The organism is Pseudomonas khavaziana, from assembly GCF_019145205.1.
Lineage (GTDB): Bacteria > Pseudomonadota > Gammaproteobacteria > Pseudomonadales > Pseudomonadaceae > Aquipseudomonas > Aquipseudomonas khavaziana.
Genome location: NZ_JAHSTT010000007.1, coordinates 80703 through 104329, shown reverse-complemented (window position 1 = coordinate 104329; position 23627 = coordinate 80703). Strand labels below are relative to the sequence as shown.

At 51.2% G+C, this 23627-nt stretch carries 19 protein-coding genes, 1 tRNA gene and 6 pseudogenes; 21 read left to right on the top strand and 5 right to left on the bottom strand.

What is annotated here, in order from left to right:
* The first annotated feature begins 1 nt into the window (after position 1).
* From KVH01_RS18050 to murB, 4 genes are read left to right on the top strand one after another with little or no spacing between them, the layout of a single operon-like run.
* Entirely contained in the window at positions 2–187 is a 186-nt protein-coding gene (locus KVH01_RS18050) for a Trm112 family protein (RefSeq protein WP_003174668.1), read from the top strand.
* Positions 184–948, top strand: a complete 765-nt coding sequence (gene kdsB, locus KVH01_RS18045) for a 3-deoxy-manno-octulosonate cytidylyltransferase (RefSeq protein ID WP_217882334.1) — start codon at positions 184–186, stop codon at positions 946–948. Before KVH01_RS18050 ends, kdsB begins: the two co-directional genes overlap by 4 nt.
* Positions 948–1412 carry a low molecular weight protein-tyrosine-phosphatase gene (locus KVH01_RS18040; protein ID WP_124401034.1) on the top strand — a complete coding sequence of 155 codons (465 nt, stop codon included), beginning with the start codon at positions 948–950 and terminating at the stop codon, positions 1410–1412. The genes kdsB and KVH01_RS18040 overlap by 1 nt, the downstream gene beginning before the upstream one ends.
* Positions 1409–2428, top strand: a complete 1020-nt coding sequence (gene murB, locus KVH01_RS18035; protein ID WP_217882333.1) for a UDP-N-acetylmuramate dehydrogenase — start codon at positions 1409–1411, stop codon at positions 2426–2428. Before KVH01_RS18040 ends, murB begins: the two co-directional genes overlap by 4 nt.
* 73 nt (positions 2429–2501) lie before the next feature.
* Here murB and KVH01_RS18030 read toward each other — a convergent pair whose 3' ends face one another.
* Entirely contained in the window at positions 2502–3173 is a 672-nt protein-coding gene (locus KVH01_RS18030; protein WP_046068609.1) for a Bax inhibitor-1/YccA family protein, read from the bottom strand.
* Between the two features lie 152 nt (positions 3174–3325).
* Here KVH01_RS18030 and KVH01_RS18025 point away from each other — a divergent pair.
* Positions 3326–3416, top strand: a tRNA-Ser gene (locus tag KVH01_RS18025).
* 4 nt (positions 3417–3420) lie between these two features.
* Here the strand turns inward: KVH01_RS18025 and KVH01_RS18020 are convergent.
* Positions 3421–3615, bottom strand: a complete 195-nt coding sequence (locus KVH01_RS18020) for a hypothetical protein (protein WP_217882332.1) — start codon at positions 3613–3615, stop codon at positions 3421–3423.
* A gap of 518 nt (positions 3616–4133) precedes the next feature.
* On the opposite strand from KVH01_RS18020, the gene KVH01_RS18015 reads away from it, so the two are divergent.
* Positions 4134–4388 carry a hypothetical protein gene (locus KVH01_RS18015; protein ID WP_217882331.1) on the top strand — a complete coding sequence of 85 codons (255 nt, stop codon included), beginning with the start codon at positions 4134–4136 and terminating at the stop codon, positions 4386–4388.
* Between the two features lie 153 nt (positions 4389–4541).
* Here the strand turns inward: KVH01_RS18015 and KVH01_RS18010 are convergent, their stop codons facing one another.
* Both KVH01_RS18010 and KVH01_RS18005 read right to left on the bottom strand, forming a co-directional pair.
* Complete coding sequence (locus KVH01_RS18010) at positions 4542–5321, bottom strand: hypothetical protein (RefSeq protein WP_217882329.1); 780 nt, start codon at positions 5319–5321, stop codon at positions 4542–4544.
* Positions 5322–5480: 159 nt separating this feature from the next.
* Positions 5481–5886 (bottom strand): annotated as a pseudogene (locus KVH01_RS18005) (SOS response-associated peptidase family protein).
* Between the two features lie 101 nt (positions 5887–5987).
* On the opposite strand from KVH01_RS18005, the gene KVH01_RS18000 reads away from it, so the two are divergent.
* The 6 genes and pseudogenes from KVH01_RS18000 to KVH01_RS17975 all read left to right on the top strand — a co-directional run bounded on the left by KVH01_RS18000 (position 5988) and on the right by KVH01_RS17975 (position 11664).
* Positions 5988–6413, top strand: coding sequence for a LexA family protein (locus KVH01_RS18000; RefSeq protein WP_124378342.1), 426 nt, complete (start codon positions 5988–5990; stop codon positions 6411–6413).
* Positions 6406–6522, top strand: a pseudogene (locus tag KVH01_RS17995) (Y-family DNA polymerase); the annotation flags it as partial. The gene KVH01_RS18000 and the pseudogene KVH01_RS17995, both read left to right, overlap by 8 nt.
* 119 nt (positions 6523–6641) lie before the next feature.
* A complete protein-coding gene (locus KVH01_RS17990) occupies positions 6642–7799 on the top strand; it encodes a tyrosine-type recombinase/integrase (RefSeq protein WP_217882328.1) in 1158 nt (385 codons plus the stop codon).
* Between the two features lie 10 nt (positions 7800–7809).
* Positions 7810–9420, top strand: coding sequence for a site-specific integrase (locus KVH01_RS17985; protein ID WP_217882327.1), 1611 nt, complete (start codon positions 7810–7812; stop codon positions 9418–9420).
* A 98-nt stretch (positions 9421–9518) separates the two neighbouring features.
* Positions 9519–11249 (top strand): tyrosine-type recombinase/integrase, encoded by a 1731-nt coding sequence (locus KVH01_RS17980; protein ID WP_318836580.1) that lies wholly within the window; start codon positions 9519–9521, stop codon positions 11247–11249.
* A 1-nt stretch (position 11250) separates the two neighbouring features.
* Positions 11251–11664, top strand: coding sequence for a TetR family transcriptional regulator (locus KVH01_RS17975; RefSeq protein WP_217882325.1), 414 nt, complete (start codon positions 11251–11253; stop codon positions 11662–11664).
* Positions 11665–11666: 2 nt separating this feature from the next.
* Here KVH01_RS17975 and KVH01_RS17970 read toward each other — a convergent pair.
* Positions 11667–11828 (bottom strand): annotated as a pseudogene (locus KVH01_RS17970) (DUF4113 domain-containing protein); the annotation flags it as partial.
* Between the two features lie 161 nt (positions 11829–11989).
* Here KVH01_RS17970 and KVH01_RS17965 point away from each other — a divergent pair.
* The 9 genes and pseudogenes from KVH01_RS17965 to KVH01_RS17925 form a co-directional block, all read left to right on the top strand.
* Positions 11990–12202 (top strand): annotated as a pseudogene (locus KVH01_RS17965) (Y-family DNA polymerase); the annotation flags it as partial.
* A gap of 35 nt (positions 12203–12237) precedes the next feature.
* Positions 12238–13575, top strand: coding sequence for a site-specific integrase (locus tag KVH01_RS17960; RefSeq protein ID WP_217882470.1), 1338 nt, complete (start codon positions 12238–12240; stop codon positions 13573–13575).
* The gene (locus KVH01_RS17955; RefSeq protein ID WP_217882323.1) at positions 13565–15292 is read left to right on the top strand and encodes a site-specific integrase; all 1728 of its coding nucleotides are present in this window, start codon (positions 13565–13567) and stop codon (positions 15290–15292) included. Before KVH01_RS17960 ends, KVH01_RS17955 begins: the two co-directional genes overlap by 11 nt.
* Positions 15285–17327 carry a hypothetical protein gene (locus KVH01_RS29970; RefSeq protein ID WP_225924268.1) on the top strand — a complete coding sequence of 681 codons (2043 nt, stop codon included), beginning with the start codon at positions 15285–15287 and terminating at the stop codon, positions 17325–17327. The genes KVH01_RS17955 and KVH01_RS29970 overlap by 8 nt, the downstream gene beginning before the upstream one ends.
* Positions 17299–17763: a hypothetical protein gene (locus tag KVH01_RS17945; RefSeq protein ID WP_217882321.1), complete on the top strand. Its 465-nt coding sequence runs from the start codon at positions 17299–17301 to the stop codon at positions 17761–17763. The genes KVH01_RS29970 and KVH01_RS17945 overlap by 29 nt, the downstream gene beginning before the upstream one ends.
* 91 nt (positions 17764–17854) lie before the next feature.
* Positions 17855–18829: pseudogene (locus tag KVH01_RS17940) on the top strand (IS5 family transposase).
* Between the two features lie 182 nt (positions 18830–19011).
* Positions 19012–19920, top strand: a complete 909-nt coding sequence (locus KVH01_RS17935; RefSeq protein ID WP_217882320.1) for a cysteine hydrolase family protein — start codon at positions 19012–19014, stop codon at positions 19918–19920.
* 2 nt (positions 19921–19922) lie between these two features.
* On the top strand, positions 19923–21734 hold the full coding sequence (locus KVH01_RS17930; protein ID WP_217882319.1) for a hypothetical protein: 1812 nt from the start codon (positions 19923–19925) through the stop codon (positions 21732–21734).
* 873 nt (positions 21735–22607) lie between these two features.
* Positions 22608–23573: pseudogene (locus tag KVH01_RS17925) on the top strand (DUF4113 domain-containing protein); the annotation flags it as partial.
* Between the last annotated feature and the right edge of the window lie 54 nt (positions 23574–23627).

Genomic DNA, 23627 nt, shown 5'->3' with positions numbered 1-23627 from the left:
CATGGACACCAAACTGCTCGATATCCTCGCTTGCCCGATCTGCAAAGGCCCGCTCAAGCTCAGCGCCGACAAGACCGAGCTGATCAGCAAGGGCGCCGGCCTGGCTTACCCTATCCGTGACGGCATCCCGGTCATGCTCGAAAGCGAAGCCCGTACCTTGACCACCGATGAGCGCCTGGATAAATGACCACCGCCTTTACCGTTGTCATTCCTTCGCGCTATGCCTCGACGCGCCTGCCGGGCAAGCCGCTGCAAATGATCGGCGACAAACCGATGATTCAGCTGGTGTGGGAACAAGCCTGCAAAAGCAGCGCCGAGCGCGTGGTGGTCGCCACCGATGACCCACGTATCATCGCTGCGTGCAAAGGCTTTGGTGCCGAAGCGGTACTGACCCGTGAAGACCACAACTCCGGCACTGATCGCCTGGCCGAAGTGGCCACTCAGCTCGGTTTGGCACCAGATGCCATCGTGGTCAACGTACAAGGCGATGAGCCGTTGATCCCGCCGAGCGTCATCGACCAGGTTGCCGCCAACCTGGCGGCCCATGGCGAAGCCCGCATGGCGACCCTGGCCGAACCGATCGAAGATATTGAAACGCTGTTCAACCCGAACGTGGTGAAAGTGGTCAGCGACATCAATGGCCTGGCACTGACGTTCAGTCGCTCGACCCTGCCTTGGGCGCGGGATGCCTTCGCCAGCAATCGCGACGTATTGCCGGAAGGCGTGCCGTATCGCCGCCACATCGGCATATACGCCTATCGGGCTGGTTTCCTGCATGACTTCGTCAGTTGGGGGCCTTGCTGGCTGGAAAACACCGAATCCCTGGAGCAACTGCGTGCCCTGTGGCACGGCGTGCGCATTCATGTCAGCGATGCCCTGGAGGCGCCGCCAGCAGGTGTCGACACCCAGGAAGACCTGGAGCGCGTCCGTCGCCTGCTGGGCGCCTGATGGAAGTGCTGTTTGTATGCCTGGGCAATATCTGCCGCTCGCCAACCGCTGAAGGCGTGTTACGCCATAAATTGCGCGACGCAGGCTTGTCCGGCCAGGTTGAAGTGGCGTCTGCCGGCACCGGCGAATGGCATATCGGCAACCCGCCGGACCAGCGCAGCCAACGTGCGGCACTGGCGCGTGGTTATGACTTGTCATCCCAGCGTGCCCAGCAGGTCAGCCGCGCTGACTTTGCGCGCTACGACCTGATCCTGGCCATGGACCACAGCAACCTGCGCAACCTCAAGGCCATGCAGCCGGGGCAGGGCAAGGCAGAACTGGATTTGTTCCTGCATCGCTTTGACGGCGAAGTGGACGAGGTGCCAGACCCTTACTATGAAGGTGAGCAAGGTTTCGAGCGGGTCCTGGACCTGATCGAGCGCGCCTGCGATTTATTGGTGATCGAATTGAAGGGGCGCTTATGACCTTGCAAGTGCTTGCGCAGGTATCGCTCAAGCCATTCAACAGCTTTGGCATTGATGTGCGCGCTCAATTGTTTGCCGAGGCCCACAGTGATGCGGATGTCCGCGAGGCGTTGGCCTACGCCGCCGCGCAAGCACTGCCGCTATTGGTGATAGGCGGTGGCAGCAACCTGTTGCTGACCCAGGATGTGCCTGCCCTGGTATTGCGCATGGCCACCCAAGGCATTCGCGTGGTGCACGACGATGGCGTGCACGTGGTCGTCGAAGCCGAAGCGGGCGAAGCCTGGCACCCGTTTGTATTGTGGACTCTTGATCATGGCTTGTGCGGCCTGGAAAACCTCAGCCTGATCCCCGGCACGGTCGGTGCGGCGCCGATGCAGAACATCGGTGCCTACGGCGTGGAGATCAAGGATGTGTTCGCCGGCCTCATCGCCCTGGATCGCCAGACCGGCGAGCTGCGGGATTTCAGCCTGGACGAATGCAGGTTTGCTTACCGTGACAGCCTGTTCAAGCATGAGGTCGGGCGCTGGTTGATCCTGCGAGTACGCTTTGCCCTCAGCCGCGCCAGCCAGCTGAAACTTGACTACGGCCCGGTACAACAACGCCTGGCCGCCCAGGGTATTACCGACGCCACGCCAAGCGATGTCAGCCGGGCGATCTGCAGCATTCGCCGGGAAAAGCTGCCCGACCCGGCAGAGCTGGGCAATGCCGGCAGCTTCTTCAAGAACCCGCTGGTATCCCAGGCCCTCGCTGATGAGCTGAAAAGCCAGTACCCGGACCTGGTGGCCTACCCCCAGACCGACGGGCAAATGAAACTCGCCGCCGGCTGGCTGATCGACAAGGCAGGGTGGAAGGGCTTTCGAGAGGGCGATGCGGGCGTGCACAAGCTGCAGGCGCTGGTGCTGGTCAACTACGGCACCGCCACAGGCCGCGAGATTGCCAACCTGGCGTTGCGTATCCAGCAGGATATCTTCCAGCGCTTCAAGGTCGAGCTGGAAATGGAGCCCAACCAGTACTGACCATTCGTGCAGGCCTGGAAATAAAAATGCCCCGTATCTCGCGATACGGGGCATTTTTTATTGTGACGACTGATCAGTCGTCGCGGCTCATGATGCCGAAGATCTGCAACAGGCTGATAAACAGGTTGTAGATCGAAACATACAGGCTCACGGTCGCCATAATGTAGTTACGCTCACCGCCGTGGATGATGGCGCTGGTCTGGAACAGGATGCACACCGAGGAAAACAGCACAAAACCCGCGCTGATCGCCAGTTGCAAGCCGCTGATCTGGAAGAACATGCTGGCCACCACTGCCGCCAGCAACACGAAGAAGCCCGCGGTGATGAAACCACCCAGGAAGCTCATGTCCTTACGGCTGATCAGCACATAGGCCGACAGGCCACCAAACACCAGGGCGGTCATGGCAAACGCCGAACTGACCACTTCCGCACCACCGGCCATGCCGAGGTAGCGGTTGAGGATCGGGCCGAGGATGAAGCCCATGAAACCGGTCAAGGCAAACGCCGACACCAGGCCCCAGGCCGAATCGCGCAACTTGTTGGTCAGGAAGAACAGACCATAGAAGCCGATCAGCACGACGAAGATATTCGGATAACCAACGCGCATCTGCTGGGCCACGTACGCCATTACGCCGCTGAATGCGAGGGTAAGGGCGAGCAGGCCGTAGGTGTTGCGCAACACGCGGCTGACTTCAAGCTGCTCAGCCTGCGCGTTACCATTCACTGCGTAATTCTGTTCGCGCATGGCGACACTCCTTCAGTTTTGAAACGTTCAGTCGCAAAGATCATAACAGACGCCCTGTAACAAGCGATGCAGAGAGTTTGACAGTGTGTTTCATTCGGGTATTATGGCGCCCGCTGAGACGGGATGAGCTACTATAATCCTGTGATGCACAAGGGAAATTGGCAGAGTGGTTGAATGCACCGGTCTTGAAAACCGGCGAACGTTAATAGCGTTCCCAGGGTTCGAATCCCTGGTTTCCCGCCAAGATTTACACGAAAGCCCCGCGAATGCGGGGCTTTTGTGTTTCTGGAGGTCGGGCTACCGGGAATCTCTCTCCCTTCCAAACGATTGCCCCGACTTCAAGGTCGTCGTTCTCGGCCAGTAGCTCACCAAGACTGTCGCAATTGACCAGCTCTTCATTGGCTGGCCAGGTTTCGTCGGGGATTCTGTTTTCTCCACGCATGACTTCATCCTTGCCGCTATAGCGGCTATCAAATTCATAGAGGGGAGAGGTATCGTTGCCTCCTTGGAAATGGAGGTGAGATGTGGTCGTACATGGAATTGAATACCGTTTTTGCCGTGCGTCAAGCGTCGTCATAGGTCATGACGGCTTGGCTTTAGAGTGCTGGGAAGGCGAGAGGGCTCAGATGTTCGAGATCTTCCGGAATGACGAAACGCTGCGTTTCGAGGTAACCCTATTTGAGCCAAGTGTTCCCCTTGAATTGCTTGAATATGCTGTTCAAATTGCGCGGGACAGCCTCGGGGATTTTTGCCCATAGCCCCGACTTAGGGTCTCAAATGGCTGAGTGCGGTGACCCGGAAGCCAAGCTTCAAGATAGTAGGGGTGAAAAAGATCCCCGCAGCGATGAACCTGAGCGCCAGATCTAGGCTCTCAACGCATTTTTAGCGTCGCTTCGGTATGCCGCTATAGCGGCTGACTCATGGTTAAATGGTAGGAATTCTTAATGGAGGGTGTGAGTTATGGACAACACAATCAAACGACCAATGTTCATTGTCGGCGCGTCACTTCTAGCCGTAGGCCTCGCCACCTCGATCCCCGGTATCTGGATCCCCGGCATTGTCTTCATGGGCATTGGAGTCTCCCAGAAGCCAAGAACTGATAGCGTTACGCAAACCGCCGGCGAGCCCGCACTGGCTACCAGCGCGATCATGGATCAGGAGTTGGGGTTGTGTACTACAAAACCCACTGCAAGATATTCCAGAAAGTATTCCTGAGCTGTTTCGCCTTGGTGCTCGCAGGAAGCTGGAAGTACGCACTGTACGGGTGGAGGTGCCGGTGTTGATACCGTGCAAGGCGCAAGCGGTGGCAGCGGATCGGGTACGAGCGCCACTTGTGGGTGGCAGTTGGTACCTGCCGGGTCAACCTTGCTAAGGCGAGACTGAAGCATTATTTGTTTTCTGCTTGATCGAGTTTAATATTACGTCAACAGTGTGTGCCTCAGTGGTTCTTCCGTCACTCTTTTCTATAATTGATTTTGAGCGCTCAGTATCGCCATATAGTTTATAGATGGCAGCTAAGAAAACTTCAGCTTCACCAAATGGTGTGGCTTCGTAAGATTGTTCCGCGAACGAAATAATCATGGGTTTTGCTTTTTGTGGGTCTTGGCGGTTCAGGAGGTCGGAGGCTTTAAGCCTATAAATGGCAGAGATTAAATTTTTGTCCGCAAAAACTTGGAATTCTGATTGTTTTTCTTCGGAAAGCTCATGGTTTATCTTGACTAAGAGTTTGTCCATAATGCCTATTGATTTTTCGTGCTCTCCTTTAAAATAGAGGGTCATGGCACCAAGAAAAATATAAGGGTTGCTGTTTTCCTTATAGCATTTTTGAAATAAGCTAGCGTATTTTGCTCCTTCTTCTTTATTGTCGCTTATTGATGACAGACCTAGCATTGAACTGTAGATAGTGCATAGTTTGCTAATATCGGTTATGGTTTTTTCTTCTCTTAGCAGTAGGGTTTTTGCCTCGTTGTACTTTCCCTGCTCTATGAGTTTTGGGGCGTCATACATATCCAGATTGTCATCAGGCAACGATGCGCTGGCGTTCGCATAAATTAAACTGCTTATGAATAAGGCTGAAAGGCCTACTAAATATTTTATTGGCGTTGAGGTTGTTTTATTCATTAGCAGGCTACGATATGAGTTACTCATTATCACTTCTCCAATTCAATCGCAGTAGGGCTGTTTTTTTGGGCGGCGGCCACTGCCCCTAATCATTTGCGCATTATCGCCACGAACAGTCGAAAACCCGAACTCGCCTGATCTTCGGGATTTATATTCCCACCCCATCCGTCAATAAAAACGGGCGTATCAGAAAGATATCACGTTGCCCACAGCCGTATTGACCTTGAACCACTCGAATACCTCGGCTGGCGCGCCCTGATGCAACATCATCCGCTCGGCGCGCTCTTTGGGTGTGGCCAGGTCCAGCCACTCACGGGCCAGATCAGGTGTCAGCACCACGGGGCGGCGGTCGTGAATGTCCACCATACTCACTGCACTGTCGGCGGTGATGATCACGAAGCCGCCATCCCAAGCGCACCGCGTCCGCATGTAGCAGGTCGCCCTTGAGATGCAGTAGCGCAACCGCAGTTTTGGGGGCTACGTTGTACCGCTCTAGCGGCTGATCGCCTACGGAGCTTACCATCGCGTTTGACATACTCAGCGCTGCAACGAAGTCGTGTATGCCGCTGTATTGTGAAAGCCCTCCGCACATGGGCACCGTTCCGTCTGTCGAAATCCCCTACAGAAAAATTGACCGCAAGCCGGCTGCAAAGTTAACTGTACATTCGTACAGTATTTGTAGAAGGCTGCATCATGAGCTTTACCATTTTAGGTCCTATATCCGAAGGCGGCACGAAGCTGCCTTTTTGCTCGTTTCGTGTGCCGGCTGGGTTCCCATCACCAGCGGCCGACCACATTGAGCAGCACATCTCATTGGATGAAGTCCTAAATATCAGGGCACCGCACGTCTATCTGATCGCGATTACTGGCGAAAGTATGCAAGGTGCGGGAATTTTTGAGGGAGACCTGGCAGTTGTGGACCGGTCAATTGAGCCGGTCCACGGGCACGTTGTTGTGGCTCTCTTGAATAATGATCCTGTCTGCAAGCGGCTGTGCAGGCGTGGGAAAGAGGTGATTCTTTTATCTGACAATCCGAAATACCCAGCGCGGTATGTATTGGAGGGTGACGAGCTATCGATTTGGGGCGTGATCACCAGCACGGTGCGCAGTCATGTCTAACGCGCCAGTCTTCGCGCTGATTGACTGCAACAGTTTCTATGCAAGCTGCGAACGGGTATTTCGTCCAGACCTGACAAAGGTGCCTATCGTCGTACTGAGCAATAACGATCTGAGGGGTGGAAACCGTTAGTAATTCCTGTACAGTCCGCGCCACCTTCTGAAACGCTCTAGATCAACCGTATCGAGCCGTCAGGACGCAATCCATTCATAGTGGTTTAAGGCAGCGGAATGAGGCTTGTATTCGCAACAAAAGACCTAGCCTTGGCAGGTCGATCCTTCGAAGGCTTTCCGTTACTGATTGGTTCAGATGGGTGGCCTGTCGAACCAGCGCAGTCCTTTCTCTGGCACACGCTTGTCGAGTCTGGTGAGTCTCTCAGTGATCTGACGTGGGAAGCCTATGGGCGGCGTCTGTACGATTACTTCGCCTTTCTGGAAGCCAATGGGTTGGCATGGAACGAGGAAAGCCCAGCCCATGGTCTAAGCATCCTTTCGAGGTATAGAGATTGGTCGAGCGGGGAATTAGCACTTGATCCTAAGACTGTGAACAGTCGCCTCACCTTGATCGTTAGGTTCTACTGCTGGGCCAAGCAACTCGACATGATAAGCGTATTGCCCTTCGGCGAGAAAAGGGTAAGGGCGCCCCGACATTCAGGCCTCCTCAGTCATGTCGCTCAACCGGGAGCTGAGAGCACGAAGGCTTCAGTGATGGTGCGTGAGCGAAATCGCCTGACCAAATTCTTGACCAAGGATCAAGTCAAGGTATGCCTTGCCCTGGATACCGATCCAAGCCACAACATATTGTTCCACCTCATGGTGCGTACCGGCCTTCGCTCCTGTGAAGCGAGGTCTTTTCCTCTCAAATATGTGTTCAACCCAAGGTTGAAGAAGGGACTGCGCCCAGGGCAAATGATCAGCGTTGCTCTTGATCCTTCAGATATGCATATAAAATACGACCGCCCTAGAACTATCGACGTGCCATGGTCGCTGATGGAGAGCATGTGGTCTTATTCCCTTCACCAGCGAGAGGTTCGTAAGTCTAATGGTGATGGAAGTGTTACTGCTCTACTGCTGACTAACGAAGGCAGGCATTATTCAAAAGATTCCGTAGTGGACGTTATGAAGTCCTATGAGCGAAAGTGTGGCTTCTATGTTCGGGCCCATATGCTACGCCACACCTATGGGACTTATACCTTGCTTGCTCTTCGGAAAAGCAAAGAGTTTGAAGGTGAGCCGCTGTTGTATGTCAGAGACAGGTTGGGTCATTCAGATGTTCAAACAACGATGATTTACCTGCACCTGATTAATCAGCTTGAGGCTCAATCCGTCCTCGCGTATGAGGATGAGATTGATATGATGTTTATGGCTAGCTCTACTAAACGCACCTGAGGTAGTTACGTTGGCTCGGCAAAAAAATTACAAAGCGGTACTACCATCCGTTACTAAGGGATTTGAGGCGGTTGACGACAGCATTAAAATTGACCTGCCCAGAAACCCTAGAAAGTACAGGCAAATCGACCACTCTCAATATCTGGGTCTTGGCTTCGACGCTTGGGCGATCCAAAGTATTTATGTCATTCGGGCGCTTCTGCAAGGAGGAAATTTCTCCGTTTCCACTTTGATTGGATACTCTACGAATGGGCTTAGATTCTTTATTAGTTTCTTAGCTGGAAGTTCGATAGAGTCGCCGCCTGCGACACCGAACAGCCTCACAAAACGCCATTTGGAACGCTACGTCTCTTGGCTGAAGCTAAAGTACCCCAACGGTACGACTGCCAAGAACTACTACACCAGCCTAAAGTCACTGGTTATTGTGTTGGCTGATTATGGATTCGTAGAAGCCGATACTGATAATCTATTGCCGCCTAATCCATTCCCCAACAATGCGCAAAATACCAAGGATGCAAATCCACTTACCATGGACGAAATGAAAAGGCTGCTTGGGGCATTAAAGTCTGACCTCGTGGCAATTCATAAGGGAACATTCATCGGTAATGGGGCAGAGGCTATGACGGTGATGCTGCTGATTACGGCAGCGCGATCTGGTATTAACACCACACCGCTACTTGAAATGACTAGAGACGCACTGCAGCCACATCCTTTTGTGCCAAATCTCAGATTGATAAATACGATAAAGCGTCGAGGGAAAGGTGCTCAGAGCAAAACGATCCGTCAAACTAACCTACTTGATGAATATAGTACGATTCCACTCGATGGCGTTGCGGTCTTAAACAAGGCTCTTGAGATCAGTAAGCCGCTTGTGGCATTGGCATCAGACGAGATTAGCTCATATGTATGGCTGTATCGTTCAGGGCAGCGTGGCGGTGAAAACAACATTATCAGCCTATCAGGAAGTGCTATATATGTTAGCACTAAGAGTATTTGTGAGCGCCACGCCCTTCAGGATGATGGCGGTAATCGGCTAAATGTAACACTTAGTCGGCTACGGAAGACCATGGAAAGCCGCTTATGGAAATTGAGTGGAGGCGACATTCTCGAAGTCTCATCAGTTATGGGGCATACCTCAAGTGTCGCAGATAATCATTACTTGAGGATAAATGAAGAGATCAAGGCTGAAGGCGCGAGATTTGTTGGGGAAGCTTTCCCGGACAAGCTTAGGGGCATCCATGTCATACCGACGCCGCCAGGAGGCTGCAAGGACAGCCTTTACGGCAGCCTAGCGCCTAAGGATGGCGTGAATCACTGTTCTGAGTTTGTTCACTGCCTCGGCTGTCCTAGCTATGCAATCGTTGGCACGCTGGAGGATCTATATCGACTGTTTAGCTATCAACAATTTCTGTATGCGGAAGTTGAATACTTCCTTACGGATGAGTGGGAGGCATGGCGCAGAAGGCAGTTTGATTATATTCGATTGATAGATGAGTTTACTCTGAAGAATTTTGACGCGGGTTTGGTTGCGCAAGCCCGTGCTAAGGCCAAATTATCACCGCATTTATTCTGGGCTAAGAAAATAGAATTTATGAAGAAGAAACGGGACGGCCAACTTTGAACGCGAGAAGCGCAAATGCGGTCTTGAAGGCATATGATGTCCTCATCGCTCAGCCAGTTACTGCCAGCGGCCTAACTCCTCAAGAACGCGATGCTATTGTGATCAGTGCAATCATTAATGAGCACGGGGAGACGCTGGTTCTTAGCAGATTTGGCGATGCGCAGTGGGATTTTCGACCATTTTTTGATCAGGCCAATGTTTCCCAGTCCTTCAAGTTTATCAATTGGGATATGAGTATGCCCAAAACACTGATTGGTGACTGTAAGGCAATTGCATATGCTTGGTTTAAGAGAGGCATGCCTCGTTCCAAACCTCCAATTGCGCGTGGTCTTACTACTTTCGCTGTTGCGAGTGTGATGCCGTTTGTTAGATGGTTAGACAAGCTTGGTGTTTCTCGCTTTTCAGATGTTCGCCCGATCCATATCAGCAATTATGTCCATCATTGCAAGAGTGAGCTGAAGTTAAGGCCACTTCCGCTGTATGGGCGCCTGCGTGTTATTGATTTCCTTTGGGTGTTTGCTACCGATACGTTGTTTCCACTTCAAAATTATCCATGGGGTAATTCTACGTTGTGGCGAATTTGCGGCATTGGAAAAGTAAAAGGTATAGATGCTGCAAATAAAAACGTTGGGCGGACGGATGTCATTCCACCTGACGAGCTGGCCAAAATATTTAATCACAGCGAAAGCATTGTTTGGGGAATTGAGTCTGAGTTAGCGGCAAATGGCATTGGATACCATCCTAGTGATGATCAACTGTCAACTATTTGCAGGGATGCTGTTCTATTTATAGTTTCAATCACCAGCGGCATGCGCAATGATGAAGCCATTGGTATTGAGGTGGGTGCTTGGCGCAGAGAGCTGAAGGATGGAGTTCTATTTTGCTGGGTTTCCACAATCGAGCATAAAACGGGAAAGGGCCGAGTAGAATATCTTGTGCCAGAGTTGACTCTGAATGCGCTGGAACTCTTAGGCAAATATTCGGTGACAATCAGGAATGAGTTGGAGCAAGAAATCAGGTATCTTTCAAGAATTGTAAGTCCTGATAATCCAGCCGAGCATCTTTTGAGGCTTGAAAAAGCTCGAACTGACTCGAAAAAACTATTTCTCGAACGGCATGCTCCATACGGAAAAATTGAGGATCAACATGTCCAGGCTCTTAGTGGGGCTGCCTCCAACGTTGCGTTTGACCGTTTAGCGAAGGCTGCTGGAAGTGATTGGCAATTAAGGACGCACCAGTGCAGGCGTACATATGCAAGAACTTTTGTAGAATCTCGAATGGGCCGTACTTCACTCATCTACCTGAAGTGGCAGTTCAAACATAGCAGCATGAGTATGACCCAACTTTATGCGTCCAATCCGCAGCAAGATCTTTCCCTTTTTGATGAGATTTTCCAGCAGATGACAGAATTTAAAATCGACTTGATCGAGTCGTGGCTTGATGATCAGCCGCTGGCAGGTGGGGCCGGCGAAAAGATTGTGGAGATGAGGGCAATTCCGATCAAAGACAGGGCCGCTTTACTTGCTCAGACGGCCCCACATGCCAACATTCGTGCAACTGGACATGGTTGGTGCATTGCTACGGAACGTGGTTGTGGCGGCGCAGGTCTATACGAAGCCACGCGGTGTCCAGGGTGCAAAAATTCAGTGATCGATGAATTCTTTGCCGCTACTTGGCAGGACATTTACGGCCAGCAGCTGGAGCTGATCAAGATTGTGGATGCTGGCCCCGCAGTGAGACAGCGGGCAGAGCGCGATTTGCAAATAGCGTTCGACGTCATCACCAGCCTGGGGCTTTCGCCCATAAACGATGATGAGGCCGAAGACTAAAATGGTGACTAAGTTGTCGCAGGAGCAGACCCCAAGTCGTTCAAGATCAAAGACCTTGGAAACTCTGGATAAGGTCATTGAAAGTTTGGTCGCAGGAAACGAAAAGGTTTCTATCGCTTCGGTTGCCCGAGCTGCGGGGGTTACGCCAGGTCTCATCCATAATACTTACCCTGCAGTGGCGGAGAAGATTCGCACCTTGACGGGAAAGTCGGTGCGTGCGCAGCGGGATTCGAAGCATCAGGCGCTGATGAGCGAGAAGGAGAAAAACAGGGTTCTTCGTGCAGAAAACGAACAAATCTTAGAAGAGCTCGCTCGAATTGCCTCTGTAAACCAACGGCTGATATTTGAAGTGGCTGAGTTGAAAGCCGTCTCCAGCGGCAAGGTTGTGGCCTTACCAAAGAGGCCTGGCAGATAGCCCTATGAGCATTTGACCTTCCAGAGCTGATCGATCCGGGTTGTGTAGCTGGGACTGAGCATCTCGCGCTTCATTCCCCAATCAGGGGCCACTGGGGCACAAGCCGGTCGCATCGTGCCCCGGCCCCATTTCACATTGATTTGATCCATCACCTGCATGACCTTCTGTGATGCGGCTGACCATATATTGGGCACAAGCCATCGCTCAGGATGCTGAAAAATGGACATTCGAAGATGAGCATCGGGCCAAAAAAGCAGGAAAATGTTAGCGAAGTAATTGTTATATAAATCAGCAGATTAGATCGTACTAACAGTTAGTGTCATTCAGATATAACGATGGCTGCGTCATTGCCCGCAGCTACGACGCCAAGCCTTTTATCAAGATGGGCGAGCCGTATTTCCAAATCAAACACAAACTGAAGCAGCACGGCATCGTTCACTTCTCATCCAACTACGCGCTCTATGGCGACATGAGCGAGCGAGTGATGACTCTGATTGAATCAATGGTTCCTGCCGTCGAGATTTACAGTATCGATAAGAGTAAGTTAATGGGTACGGACGCCCAAGGCATATGATGCTATGTTATGGACATCGAATCTGTTTGCTGGAGATCCTGTTGGCCACGCTTGAACGCATCCGCTACGCACCGCACTACGTTGAGTTAATCGCTGGCAAGCCCCAATACCAATCCAGTAGCAACCGGCTTGCTATCGAGGGCGTGCCACAGATCTTCTGGGCAGACTGTAAACCTTGGAGGGAGGCTAACCTTTGGGCTGTAGAGCGTGTAAGCATCGGTGATACCTCACTGAAGACCGTTGCAAGCAACATGAACGGACTGCTGAGCTACGCCAAATTTCTAGAACACCACGCATTACACTGGCTGACCTTTCCTGTGCGCAAGGCTGACCGGTGCTTAGTGCGGTATCGCGGCGCGCTTATCAAGATGCGCGATTCAGGTCAACTCAGCCCATCGACGGCATCAGAGTACATGCGCAACTGCGTTATGTTTTATCGATGGGTCAAAGGCAAAGGGTTGCTATCACCGGATCTGCCTCTCTGGCGTGACAAGCCATATTTCATTACATACTTCGACCACGTTGGATTCGAGCGCTCACTGAACGGCGTTACTACAGATATTGGTATTCCTAATCGCGCCAGGCACGGGGAGGCACTGGAAGACGGATTGTTACCTGTCTCGGCGACTGATCGCGACGCAATTCTCAACCTTGCGAAAACTGAGGTTACCCGTGAGTTGTACCTCATGCTCTCCCTTGGCTTTTTTACTGGAATGCGCCTTGGCAGTATTTGCGACCTGAAAATTGAAACGCTGAAGCGAGCAATCCCTGATCCATCAGCTCACGGGCTGTTACGCATGACGTTGGGGCCAGGTGCTTCGCCGCCGGTTCACACAAAGTTCGATGTCACTGGCCAAGTCTGGATACCCGAAGCACTTCGCGATGAGTTGTTGGAGTATGCCAAGACTCTTGAGCGGATGAGACGAGAAGCCGCAGCGACACCAGAGAATCGTGATCTGCTCTTTCTGACACGCTTCGGAAATTCCTATGGGCGTAGGGGTTCAGATCAATCATCAGCAGTGAACGTAGAGATGTCGTCGTTTCGAAAAACAGGTATCGCCGCTGGTGTCCCGGCCCTTCGCTCATTCCACTTCCACCAATCTCGCTGCACATTCGGGACTGAATTGGCCCGACTGGCTCTAAGTGCGTGTAGCTATGTCGCAATCGCGATCTCCGTCGTAGGAAAGGCTCTGCTGCACGGCCCCAACTCCGAGGCGACCACGTTCAAGTACATCAAATTCATTCAAGCAGCTCCGATCAAACAAGCTCTCGCAGATAGCTTCTTGGCCTCTTTTACCGGATTCCATTCCTCGCTGGTGGTTCAGCATGAAGAATAAGCAGCCGGATATTGACCTCTCGTTTCCGATGCTCACTTATGGAAAGACCGAGACACCATTGGACTTAAAGCCACTTCTCTACCTTGGTGGGGCGGGCCTAAATAAAAAAACAGCCGCGATCGAAACTGCCCAGAATGAGGTCGGCGATTTAGTGATAGACCGAATCGAGCTAGTACAGCGATTACATTCAAATCTGGTAGATGATCTCGCCAGAGGTGGTAGTCGATTTTCGATCGACAACAAAGTGCAATGCCTACGCCGGTTCTTCGCATGGGCTGACAGGGGAAAACTAGGCCTATCACTTGATTCCATCAGCGACACATTCTTGCAGTGGGCTGATCATCAATTGCACCGCATCCGAATCGAGCGCACCGTAAGTGAAAGATCGGTTTACGATGTTGCCAGTGTGACAGCGACACTTTTCGATAACGTCTTGAACCGCCATGCCAGCTTGATCAAAGAAACGCGTATCCGAAAACCACGCGGCAAAGGGAAGCTGCACACATCACAAGTGGACAAACAAAATCTCCAGGAGAGCTTCGCGTTCGGCAATACCTTGGCCGATATCTGTAATGCGCTGACGCTTGAGGCAACAAGAGGGCCACTCCCAGTCCTTGTATCATTTCGTTCAGGGCAGACACTGGAACAATGGTGCGGCCTCCAGGCTCAACCACGTGTGGCGCCGAATGGCGTGCGTCCAGCAAAATTGGCAAAAAGCGCTCTTGCCAGGCGCACTGCGCGGGAGGAGGAACCGGCTGCACGCACTCGCATAGGGGTGTTGAATCTGCGTATTGAGGCGGAACTGTTGATGTTCATTGCCCAGACGGGCATGAATCTTCAACAAGCACATACGCTGCGGATGGATCAATACCACTACACCAGCCACCTCGACGGTTATCAAGTCCGCTCTTATAAAAATCGTCGACACGGGGAAGTCATTTTTGAAATCTTTTCCGACTATAGGGATTGGTTCGACCGATATTTGAAATGGCGCAATGCTTGGTTTTCTGATGAGTCAGAAACCCTATTGTTTCCGCTCATCCGAAACGGTCGCATAGATGGCGTAGCGCCTCAATTCACTTGCCTGATTCGTATCTGCTCATCCTTGAGTATGACGATGGTTCGTCCCGCAAAACTGCGAGGGGCGCGAGTCAATTGGTTGCTCCGGGAAACCCTCAGCCCAAAACAAACAGCAGAACTGGCTCAACACTCAGTCGAAACACTGATACGAGTGTACGCTGACCCACATCCGCAGTTGGCGATGGTGGAGATTACTCGTTTCCATCAGCAAAATGATCCAGTCATTTCACCGCCAGGGCCAGGTTCCTGTGTACAGCCCATCCCCGAACCAATATCAGACATACCAGACGAGGCTTCCAGACCTGACTGCATAAATGCCGCAGGTTGCCTGTTTTGCGCTCATCATCGTGATATCGAGAGCGAGGATCATGTGTGGTCTCTCAGCAGTTTTCGTCATCTCAAACTGCTTGAATTGGCGAGATATCGACCACCGGTAAAACCGGTACCCATTAAGCAGCCCGCCTTGATCACGGTGGAGAGACTGACTGAGAAATTGAAGTTTTTTGAGGACAGCAGTTCAGTGCGAAAAGACTGGGTTGCGGAAGCTCAGGCTCGCATTAGAGAAGGTGATTATCATCCTGCCTGGGATGGGTTCATTCGACTGGTCGAAACTCACCGGGAAGACCTTCATGGATAATCTGTTACCTAAGATGGCTCTTGCTATTGACTCGGTACTGGCGGTGCCCGACGCCGCCAATTATCGCCCTCCCTGCTGGCCTCCGAAAGACGATTGGCCCGTAGTCATTGATGCCAATGGTAATGTAGTCAGCCGATGGGGTGATCCTATCTGGCGATTAGACCCATGGGCAGGAGTACCGCTGACGTTGAATTTTGGTGACGGCCCCATTACAAAAATTGCCGCTCCTATCGACAGCGAGAACGCCAATCTATTAAGAATAATCATTGGATGGTGGCTGTATGGCCCCAACGGTGCTCGCGGGCATCGGACAATCAAAACCCGCTTCGATCAGATGCGCCGTTTGTTCGCCCTTTGCGCCCAAGAAGGGATTCTCGCTTCCGACCTAGGCCGCTTCCCGCGCATTGCAGACCGAATCCCAGAAGTGTTGCAGTCGTCGCGAGCTAGAGAGTTTCTGATGTTGCTGCACGAGCTGTATGAGCGAAGAGAAACGTTAGGTTTTACTATTCTCGACCGGAAGGCTCTGACGCGGCTTGCGGCCGCGCTACCGAATCACGAGACGCGTCAAACGCCTTTTATACCTCCGCGTATTTGGCGCTACCAAGTCACCCGTTTACGTGAATGCCTTGATGAATTTCTGGTGCACCAAGTAAAAATTGAAGCATGCTTTCGGTTCTGTTTGAGTGCTTATCATCACAATCAACTCGCAATCCCCAAGACCCGGTTTTCCGTCGCAGCCCCCTTTCAATGGCCCGCCGACGGTTGCAATGGGAGTTATTCCGGTCGGCGTTTTCATGGCCCCTTTGCCGATACCGCGAGCCGATTTGGTATTGCTGAGGTTCTTGAGCGCTGGGCTGGAACTCCTGGCTCAACACTGACCATCAAAGCCCTGTCAAGCTACTTGACCATCGTTACCCGTGCAGGGCTAGCCTACCTGTTGAATTTCAGCCTTATGCGCGTAGAGGAGGCCTGGAATTTACGAGCGAATTGCCTGACAGTGGAGAAAGACCCCCGCTTCGGTGAAATCACTTTATTGCGAGGTCGAACAACCAAGACAACCTCAGACTCCGACACTTTTTGGATCACATCACCTTCAGCAAAAATAGCGGTGGAGGCGATGACTGCTGTGGCCAAGCTTCGCGGCGAGGGGTTCGGTTACGGCCCATGTAAAACTCCTGCGCCGATTGGGGAAGACCATTTTCTGATCGCTTATGCCAACGAGCCCTGGATACCCGTCAGGCAAACGATGAACCGAGCCATTCGACCCTCGATTATCAATTACCTCGCGGCATTTGGTGCTAGCTCCAAGGTTTTCGACCCTGGACAGTTGCGGATCACACCTCGTGACCTGGAATTGGCGCGCTTGGTGAACCCAGCGTTACCGGACGAGTTTGCAGTAGGGGAAATCTGGCCATTGGCATGGCATCAACTGCGCCGCACAGGTGCTGTCAACATGCAAGCCTCAGGGCTGGTAAGCGATGCGTCCTTACAGTTTCAGTTGAAACATATCACCCGTGCGATGAGTTTTTACTATGGGCAAAACTTCTCACACCTCCGGCTGGAAGAAAAGGCCCATACGCTTTACGTCCGTACCATGTACGAGACATTAGGCCGAGAGTTGCAACTGCTGGTGACAGACCGGTTTATCAGTCCACATGGAGAGAAGCGGAAGGCAGAGATTGTTCGACTGATTCAGCCCAGTGAAATGGAAAAAATGACTCAACTGGCTAAAAAAGGTGCCGTTGTTTATCGCCCGATAATACTCGGTGTGTGTTCCAGCCGCGAGCCATGCCCCTACGGCGGCATTGATAGCATTGCCCACTGTGGAGGCGGTGATATCGCAGGAGTACCAAAGCCGTGCTCTGACGTGCTTTATGATCGAGATCGACTTGATGTCGTGAATGAGCTTGAACGCGTCTTGGATGATCGTATGGCTACCGCCCCAGTTGGAAGCCCCTTGAGAGATTCCTTGAATGCCCAGAAACGAAGCGCGGAGAATTATCGCAATGTCATCAATCAAGGCTCCATTAGCTGAACCCAACCAGCGCGTCAGCGCTCGAGATCTATACCGCGCAGCATTTGAGCGCCTGAAAAATGATGAACCTCAGCGCCTGCCAAAGGGCACCCTGATCAGTCAGAACAATGTCGCCAAGGAGGCAGGGAGCGATCCATCAGCGCTAAAAAAAACGCGCTTCCCCACGCTCATCGCTGAAATTCAAAAGTATGTCGACGACCATAGTGATAATCGACGGGAATCCGCGCATCAAGTAAGAGTGTCTGCTCGTAAAAAGAATCGCAGCCTCCGGGAAAGAATGGACGCGATTGTGCAGCAACGCGATCACCTTGCCAGCCTACTGACTGAAGCTGATGCCACCATCCTTGAGTTGCTTGATCGCGTTGCCGAACTGGAGCGCGCTCTTCCGAGCACGAACGTTGTGCCACTGGGGCAGCGGAAGAGGAGTCAACAGTGAGAACTCTGTCACAGCACTTTGATGCTAAGGAAACTCTGAAGAAGACTTCCAAATTTGGCAGAATGCCTGATCTCAACCGCCGAGACGCCTGATGAAGCAGATGACCTTCGCCGACGCCGAGTACGCTGGCAAACGCAAGCAAACACGTAAAGAGCGTTTCCTGATCGAGATGAATCAGTTCGTGCCCTGGAAGGGATTGATCAATCTGATCGAGCCTCACCCAAGGGCGACGGTGGCCGTCCGGCCTATCCGTTAATGGCGGTGCTGCGCATACATCTGATGCAAAACTGGTTCGGCTACAGCGATCCGGCGATGGAGGAAGCGTTGTACGAAACGACGATCCTGCGCCAGTTTGCGGGATTGAGTCTGGATCGGATTCCTGATGAAACCACCATTCTCAACTTCCGGCGCTTGTTGGAAAAACACGAACTGGCAGGCGGGATTTTGCAGGTTATCAACGGCTATTTGGGTGATCGTGGTTTGATGCTGCGCCAAGGTACCGTGGTCGATGCAACGATCATTCACGCCCCGAGTTCGACCAAAAACAAGAACGGCAAACGCGATCCGGAAATGCATCAGACCAAGAAAGGCAACCAATATTACTTCGGCGCCAAGGCCCACATCGGGGTCGACGATGAGTCTGGCTTGGTTCATAGCGTGATGGTCACGGCGGCCAACGTGGCGGACGTCACGCAGGTCGACAAACTGCTGGATAGCGAAAAAAACGTAATCTGCGCCGACGCGGGTTATACCGGGGTCGAGAAGCGCGAAGAGCACGAGGGGCGTGAGGTTATTTGGCAGATTGCAGCCCGGCGCAGCACTTATAAAAGCATGGAAAACAGAGTGCCTTGTACAAAGCGATACGCAGATCGAGAAAGCCAAGGCTCAGGTTCGTGAGAAGGTCGAGCACCCGTTTCGGGTGATCAAGCGCCAGTTTGGCTATGAAAAGGTGCGCTTTTGAGGGTTGGCCAAGAACACGGCTCAGATGGTGACGTTGTTCGCCCTGTCAAACCTGTGGATGGCTCGTCGACATTTATTGGCGGGCACAGGAGAGGTGCGCGCATAATGCAGCAAATGGGCGCTGCGAAGCGCCTTGCTGCGCCCGGAAGAGCTGAATAATGAAGATAATGGATCAAATTTCGACCGGGGTCGTTTTTTGAAAAGTACTGACGGCTCGATAGCCGGAAAACATTCGGCTATTTCAGACCATCCTTAACTATCACTCATCACTTAAGGCCGGATACAAAAATGCCATTATATAAAGACAAACAAACGAAAAGCGAGAAAGATACCCCACATAAAAACACAGTAAATCTAACTAAAATTGGTGGAACTGAAAATGCTAACCTCGCAAATACCAGGCCGGACAATTGGATAATTAGCTTCTTAAAAAGTAAGTATGGGAATGACACGTCGCTCGGGGAGAATACATACAATTTATCGACGGCTAAGCCGTACAAAACAATCCAAGAAATCACAAAAGACCTTCAAGAAAATAATCTTGCGCCCCCCATTTTTATTATGATTGACATGCAGCGACTAAAAAATGTTAGTTCAGGATTAAAAAAAATTCTATCAAGAAAAAACAACATCAGAACAAACGCAAAAACTGAAAAAAATCACCTTAAAACACTTGAGTTCGCAAAAGAAAACAAACTAAGCATAATCGATGTGAATTATTTGTACAGCGGCTTTTACGGAATGCCAAAGAACAAAACCCTTGTGCAACTTGCAAACGAAACACGTACTTACTCCACGCTTAGGCACGCTATCAGGTCAGCCCCTAATAACTGGAGAATGATTAAAGACAGCGAAAGTATTTTTAACTCGAGCATTAATATTTCGCCCAATGATATGGAGCAAATAGAAAACTCAGATAATATTTTAAGCATCGAGCAATTCATTGAAAAATTTCCATGCAACCCAGTCGTGCTAATGGGTCAATTAGAGGATGTGTGTGTTCGCCAAACTGCTGAGAGCTTCCTTTTAGAAGGTAGAACTGTATTAGTAAGCCAAGATTTAGTTGTTGATCGCAACAATGAAAATCATATTAGTGGAGTCACCAACAATATAGATACTTCTTGGGACTACTTAGCTAAAAACACAGGTTCCTCATCAATATACAGAGGGAATTTGATTTTATTAAAAAAAAAGTAAAATTGACAGAAAAAATACTGGATCTTCAGCGCTCACCACTCTCATTCTCGCCTAGTACAAGTAGAAAACGTGAGATTCCTGAAATCGAGCTCGAGGAGACAATAGACATTCAAGAAATAACCGGTGGCTTAGCTCGCTTGAGTTTTGAGAGTATCACTGAGTGTGACGTATTGAAACCGGCTGTCAAAGAGGGCATTCTTATAAGCACAAGTGATAGGGCTATCTCAACGGCAGGTAATGCGGCGGAGGTCAGCTCTCAATCTGACGATGAGTTATGTAAACACGCCATAGTATTTAATAAGCAGCCTAATGGACTAAAGCGCCCAGAGTATGAAAGAGCCCACGGCCTGCCAGCGGGATGCCTATCACCATATGTCACGTTATCCGGATCGAATCTCTTAGGTTTAGCACGTACCTATGCTGAAAATAAAATAAAATCGTCTACAGTGAAAGCCGAGGCGAGTATGTGTTCACCTAATATGGAGGGTGAAAACCTCAATTCTCATCTGGCGGTGCAAACAAGCTCAGTAGTAAGAGCATTGCAGAGTGTTGCGGATAAGTTTCTGCCTCAAAATATTGAAAAAAACATACAAAATATCCTGAGTGAAATTTCCAGTATCGTAAGATTAAATGACAGCCCTTATTCTAAATATAAGGCTCTAGCACTAACTCATTATGATGTGCTGCTGACCAATTGTTGTGTCGACGTATGCCGTTTCACTAAAGATGGAAATTTTTCACCCGAACTAAGGGGCTCGCTATTTAAATCCATGAGCAAGTTTATGATTGACGCTGCCAAGAATCTGGATGCTGCCTGGGGCGGTAATACTCTCTCTACGGTGGTCATGTTGTCGAATGGTTTGGACAATAGTCTGATTACGGATACGCTCCGAAGTAATATGAATCGCTTTGACATTTTTGGAAGACCCGAAACGCTTGTCGGCGAAATAAATAAATACCTTGACAAGGTTATAAAAGGCACCGCGGGAAGCCTTGAATCCTCAATTAATGCTATTCTCGTGTTAAGTGAAAGAGGCTTCTTGAAAAACCTTAGCCTAAGTGATCGTGAAAATTTCATGCGATTAACTAAAGCATTTGGAATTAACGGCTCGCAGGCCTATGTACGGCCTTCCTCACACAGAAAGTATCTTCAAAATTTTGGAGAAAACTTACTAAAACTCCAAGAGGAGGCCATATCAGCCCACAATTGTAACGCTTTAATCGAGAACCCCGTGCTAAAGTATCGTGAGGGATTTAGTTCGGGAGAAGAACCAAAAAAGGTTAGTGTTAATCCATTTGATTATATGTTTGAGAGGTTGCAACCACACTTTGCGGAAAATGATTATCTATATCAGCGTTCAAAGAACTATAAAGAAACATTGTCTCAGAATTACCGGGAGATTAAGCACCGAGCAGCAGTTCGGCATGGGAAGTCGAAAGAGCTTCTTAGGGACCAAGAGATATCAAACAATCGGAATAGCATGATTCGAGAAGAGTCTCTCAAAACTGCTCATATATCTCAACAGAAAACAGAAAAAACCTTAAACCCTATTGCTTCATTTACTGCATCTAAATCCGCCTTAACATATAAATCTGCTTTTGCGGCCAGCTCTTTTTATTCCTCTGGCCTGAGCAGACCTATTTCCAAGATTTCCGACGCGTCCCCGGGTCTTGCTGGGATGGGGACCGTGAGCGCTCTTTATGGATTGAGTGAATCGAGGAATGCTCCCGCTCCGAGTTACTCGCCCCCTTCACGCTTGCGAGGATTGGCGGTGTTGCACGATCCACAGTTCCTTGAAAGGTGGGACCACTGAGCCTAGGCTCTGTACGAAAGGTCGCGGTAGGAATGGCAGTCGCCTGCCACCCCCCCCGCACAGATCCTTACGTGCAGAATTACCGCATACGGCTCCTGCCTTGGGTCTTGACGCCGAAACGAGTTATGGGATAAGGATGCATTGTTAGCTCACGCGGATACGGGATGAACAACCTTGCAAGCGCAGTCATTCGCTCCCAATTCAGTCGGTGTCGCTGACTCCGTCGTTTGAGGGCCTGCCTCCAGGCTCCGATAACTTCACGGCGAAAAGCATCAAGCCGTTTTGTGTTACCGGGCACATGGTAGTAATTGCAGCAACCCGTAAACAGTCGATTCAGCCACTTTCCGATCACGGGAATCGGTTCGTGCCTACGCTTATGCAGTTGTCCGCGTATCTCTTTGAGTGTTGCTCTCATACGCTTGGCGATGGTCACTCGTCCGACCTCGAACATCCCATTCTTGGCTTGACTACAGAAATGCGTGAACCCGAGGAAGTCGGTTTTCCTTCCCCACGCTTCTTGCGATCCTCCACCGCGAACCAGCGAAACCGTAGCAAACGTGTTTTCTCTGGATGTGTGCCATGCGGTACATAAGGCAATACTTTTCGTACAGAGTCGAGAGATGTTGCTTGGTTTTCAGGCATCGCGTTGCACTCTGAAATGCCCAAAGCTCTGACAACGCCAAGGCAATTTAGCCCAGCGACTATGGATGGGCGAGCATCCCATGCGCTCTTATTTCGATTTAACGCTGCCCATGGACAAAAAGAAGTATTTCGCACAAGAAAATATTGGTGCCCATGGGCATATGATGTTCTGCCGAAACCTTGTAATACAGAGGCCTACAGGGTGTCCATAGGCAGCAACCTTACCCTTAAATAGATGAGGCGTTTGCTGATCTATCGGGTATTCCCGAGCTGGATGCTTTGGGGCGTCAGATCAGGGAGCGGGTGCTGCGCTGCACTGGCATCCCCGTGGGGGTTGGAATAGCGAGCACCAAAACCTTGGCCAAGCTCGCCAACCACACGGCAAAGCGACTGCAAGCTCAGACAGGTGGCGTGGTGAACATCACCGATCCGGTCAAGCGCGATTGGGTACTGCGCAATACTGACGTCTGCGAAGTGTGGGGCGTGGGCCGCAAAATGAAACTCCACCTTGACGCCATGGGCATAAAATCAGCGATGGACCTCGCCAAGGCGGATCCTTGGACGCTGCGCAAGAAATTCAGCGTAGTGATCGAGAAGACGGCGCGTGAACTGGCTGGTACGTCGTGCCTGGAGCTTGATGAGCCTGACCCACCAAAGCAGGAAATCTGTTGCAGCCGGATGTTCGGCAAACGGCTGACCGACCTGCCGCCGATCAAGGAGGCGGTGGCCACCTACATGATGCGGGCGTCCGAGAAGCTGCGAGCCCAAAACGCGCTTTGCAAAAAGGTCCGCGTCTGCATCCGTACAGGCATGTTCAACCCGCAGGAGGCCAAATACGCCAATGGCGTGGTGGTAGATATGCCATACCCTACCGATGACGTGCGCCTGCTCACGAAGGCGGTGGTGGACGCGCTTGACCGGATCTTCCGGCCAGGTTTCAACTACAGCAAGGCTGAAGTGATGCTGCTCAACCTATGTCAGCCAGGCGAATACACCGATGATCTTTTTGCAGTATCGCAGCCGACCGACGCAACACAGGTTATGACTGTCCTTGATCAGATCAACGAGAGGTGGGGAAGGGGGACGCTTCGTTCTGCTAGCGTGCCCACCAATCCCGACTGGGGTATGCGTCGAGAGATGATGAGCCAGAGTTACACCACCAAGCTGGACCAGCTTTGGTCTGTAGCCTGCAAGTAGCTGTTATTCAGGCCCCATCAGTACCGCCAGAATCAGCTTGATGAATGCCTCGTG

Excerpts from the sequence above, each read along its gene's own strand:
- KVH01_RS17945 (WP_217882321.1), top strand. The coding sequence starts at position 17,299 with ATGTCATCAATCAAGGCTCCATTAGCTGAACCCAACCAGCGCGTCAGC.
- KVH01_RS18020 (WP_217882332.1), bottom strand. The coding sequence starts at position 3,615 with ATGCGTGGAGAAAACAGAATCCCCGACGAAACCTGGCCAGCCAATGAA.
- KVH01_RS17960 (WP_217882470.1), top strand. The coding sequence starts at position 12,238 with ATGCTATGTTATGGACATCGAATCTGTTTGCTGGAGATCCTGTTGGCC.
- KVH01_RS18015 (WP_217882331.1), top strand. The coding sequence starts at position 4,134 with ATGGACAACACAATCAAACGACCAATGTTCATTGTCGGCGCGTCACTT.
- KVH01_RS18000 (WP_124378342.1), top strand. The coding sequence starts at position 5,988 with ATGAGCTTTACCATTTTAGGTCCTATATCCGAAGGCGGCACGAAGCTG.
- KVH01_RS17990 (WP_217882328.1), top strand. The coding sequence starts at position 6,642 with ATGAGGCTTGTATTCGCAACAAAAGACCTAGCCTTGGCAGGTCGATCC.
- kdsB (WP_217882334.1), top strand. The coding sequence starts at position 184 with ATGACCACCGCCTTTACCGTTGTCATTCCTTCGCGCTATGCCTCGACG.
- KVH01_RS18030 (WP_046068609.1), bottom strand. The coding sequence starts at position 3,173 with ATGCGCGAACAGAATTACGCAGTGAATGGTAACGCGCAGGCTGAGCAG.
- KVH01_RS17955 (WP_217882323.1), top strand. The coding sequence starts at position 13,565 with ATGAAGAATAAGCAGCCGGATATTGACCTCTCGTTTCCGATGCTCACT.
- KVH01_RS18010 (WP_217882329.1), bottom strand. The coding sequence starts at position 5,321 with ATGAGTAACTCATATCGTAGCCTGCTAATGAATAAAACAACCTCAACG.
- murB (WP_217882333.1), top strand. The coding sequence starts at position 1,409 with ATGACCTTGCAAGTGCTTGCGCAGGTATCGCTCAAGCCATTCAACAGC.
- KVH01_RS17975 (WP_217882325.1), top strand. The coding sequence starts at position 11,251 with ATGGTGACTAAGTTGTCGCAGGAGCAGACCCCAAGTCGTTCAAGATCA.
- KVH01_RS18040 (WP_124401034.1), top strand. The coding sequence starts at position 948 with ATGGAAGTGCTGTTTGTATGCCTGGGCAATATCTGCCGCTCGCCAACC.
- KVH01_RS18050 (WP_003174668.1), top strand. The coding sequence starts at position 2 with ATGGACACCAAACTGCTCGATATCCTCGCTTGCCCGATCTGCAAAGGC.
- KVH01_RS17935 (WP_217882320.1), top strand. The coding sequence starts at position 19,012 with ATGCCATTATATAAAGACAAACAAACGAAAAGCGAGAAAGATACCCCA.
- KVH01_RS29970 (WP_225924268.1), top strand. The coding sequence starts at position 15,285 with ATGGATAATCTGTTACCTAAGATGGCTCTTGCTATTGACTCGGTACTG.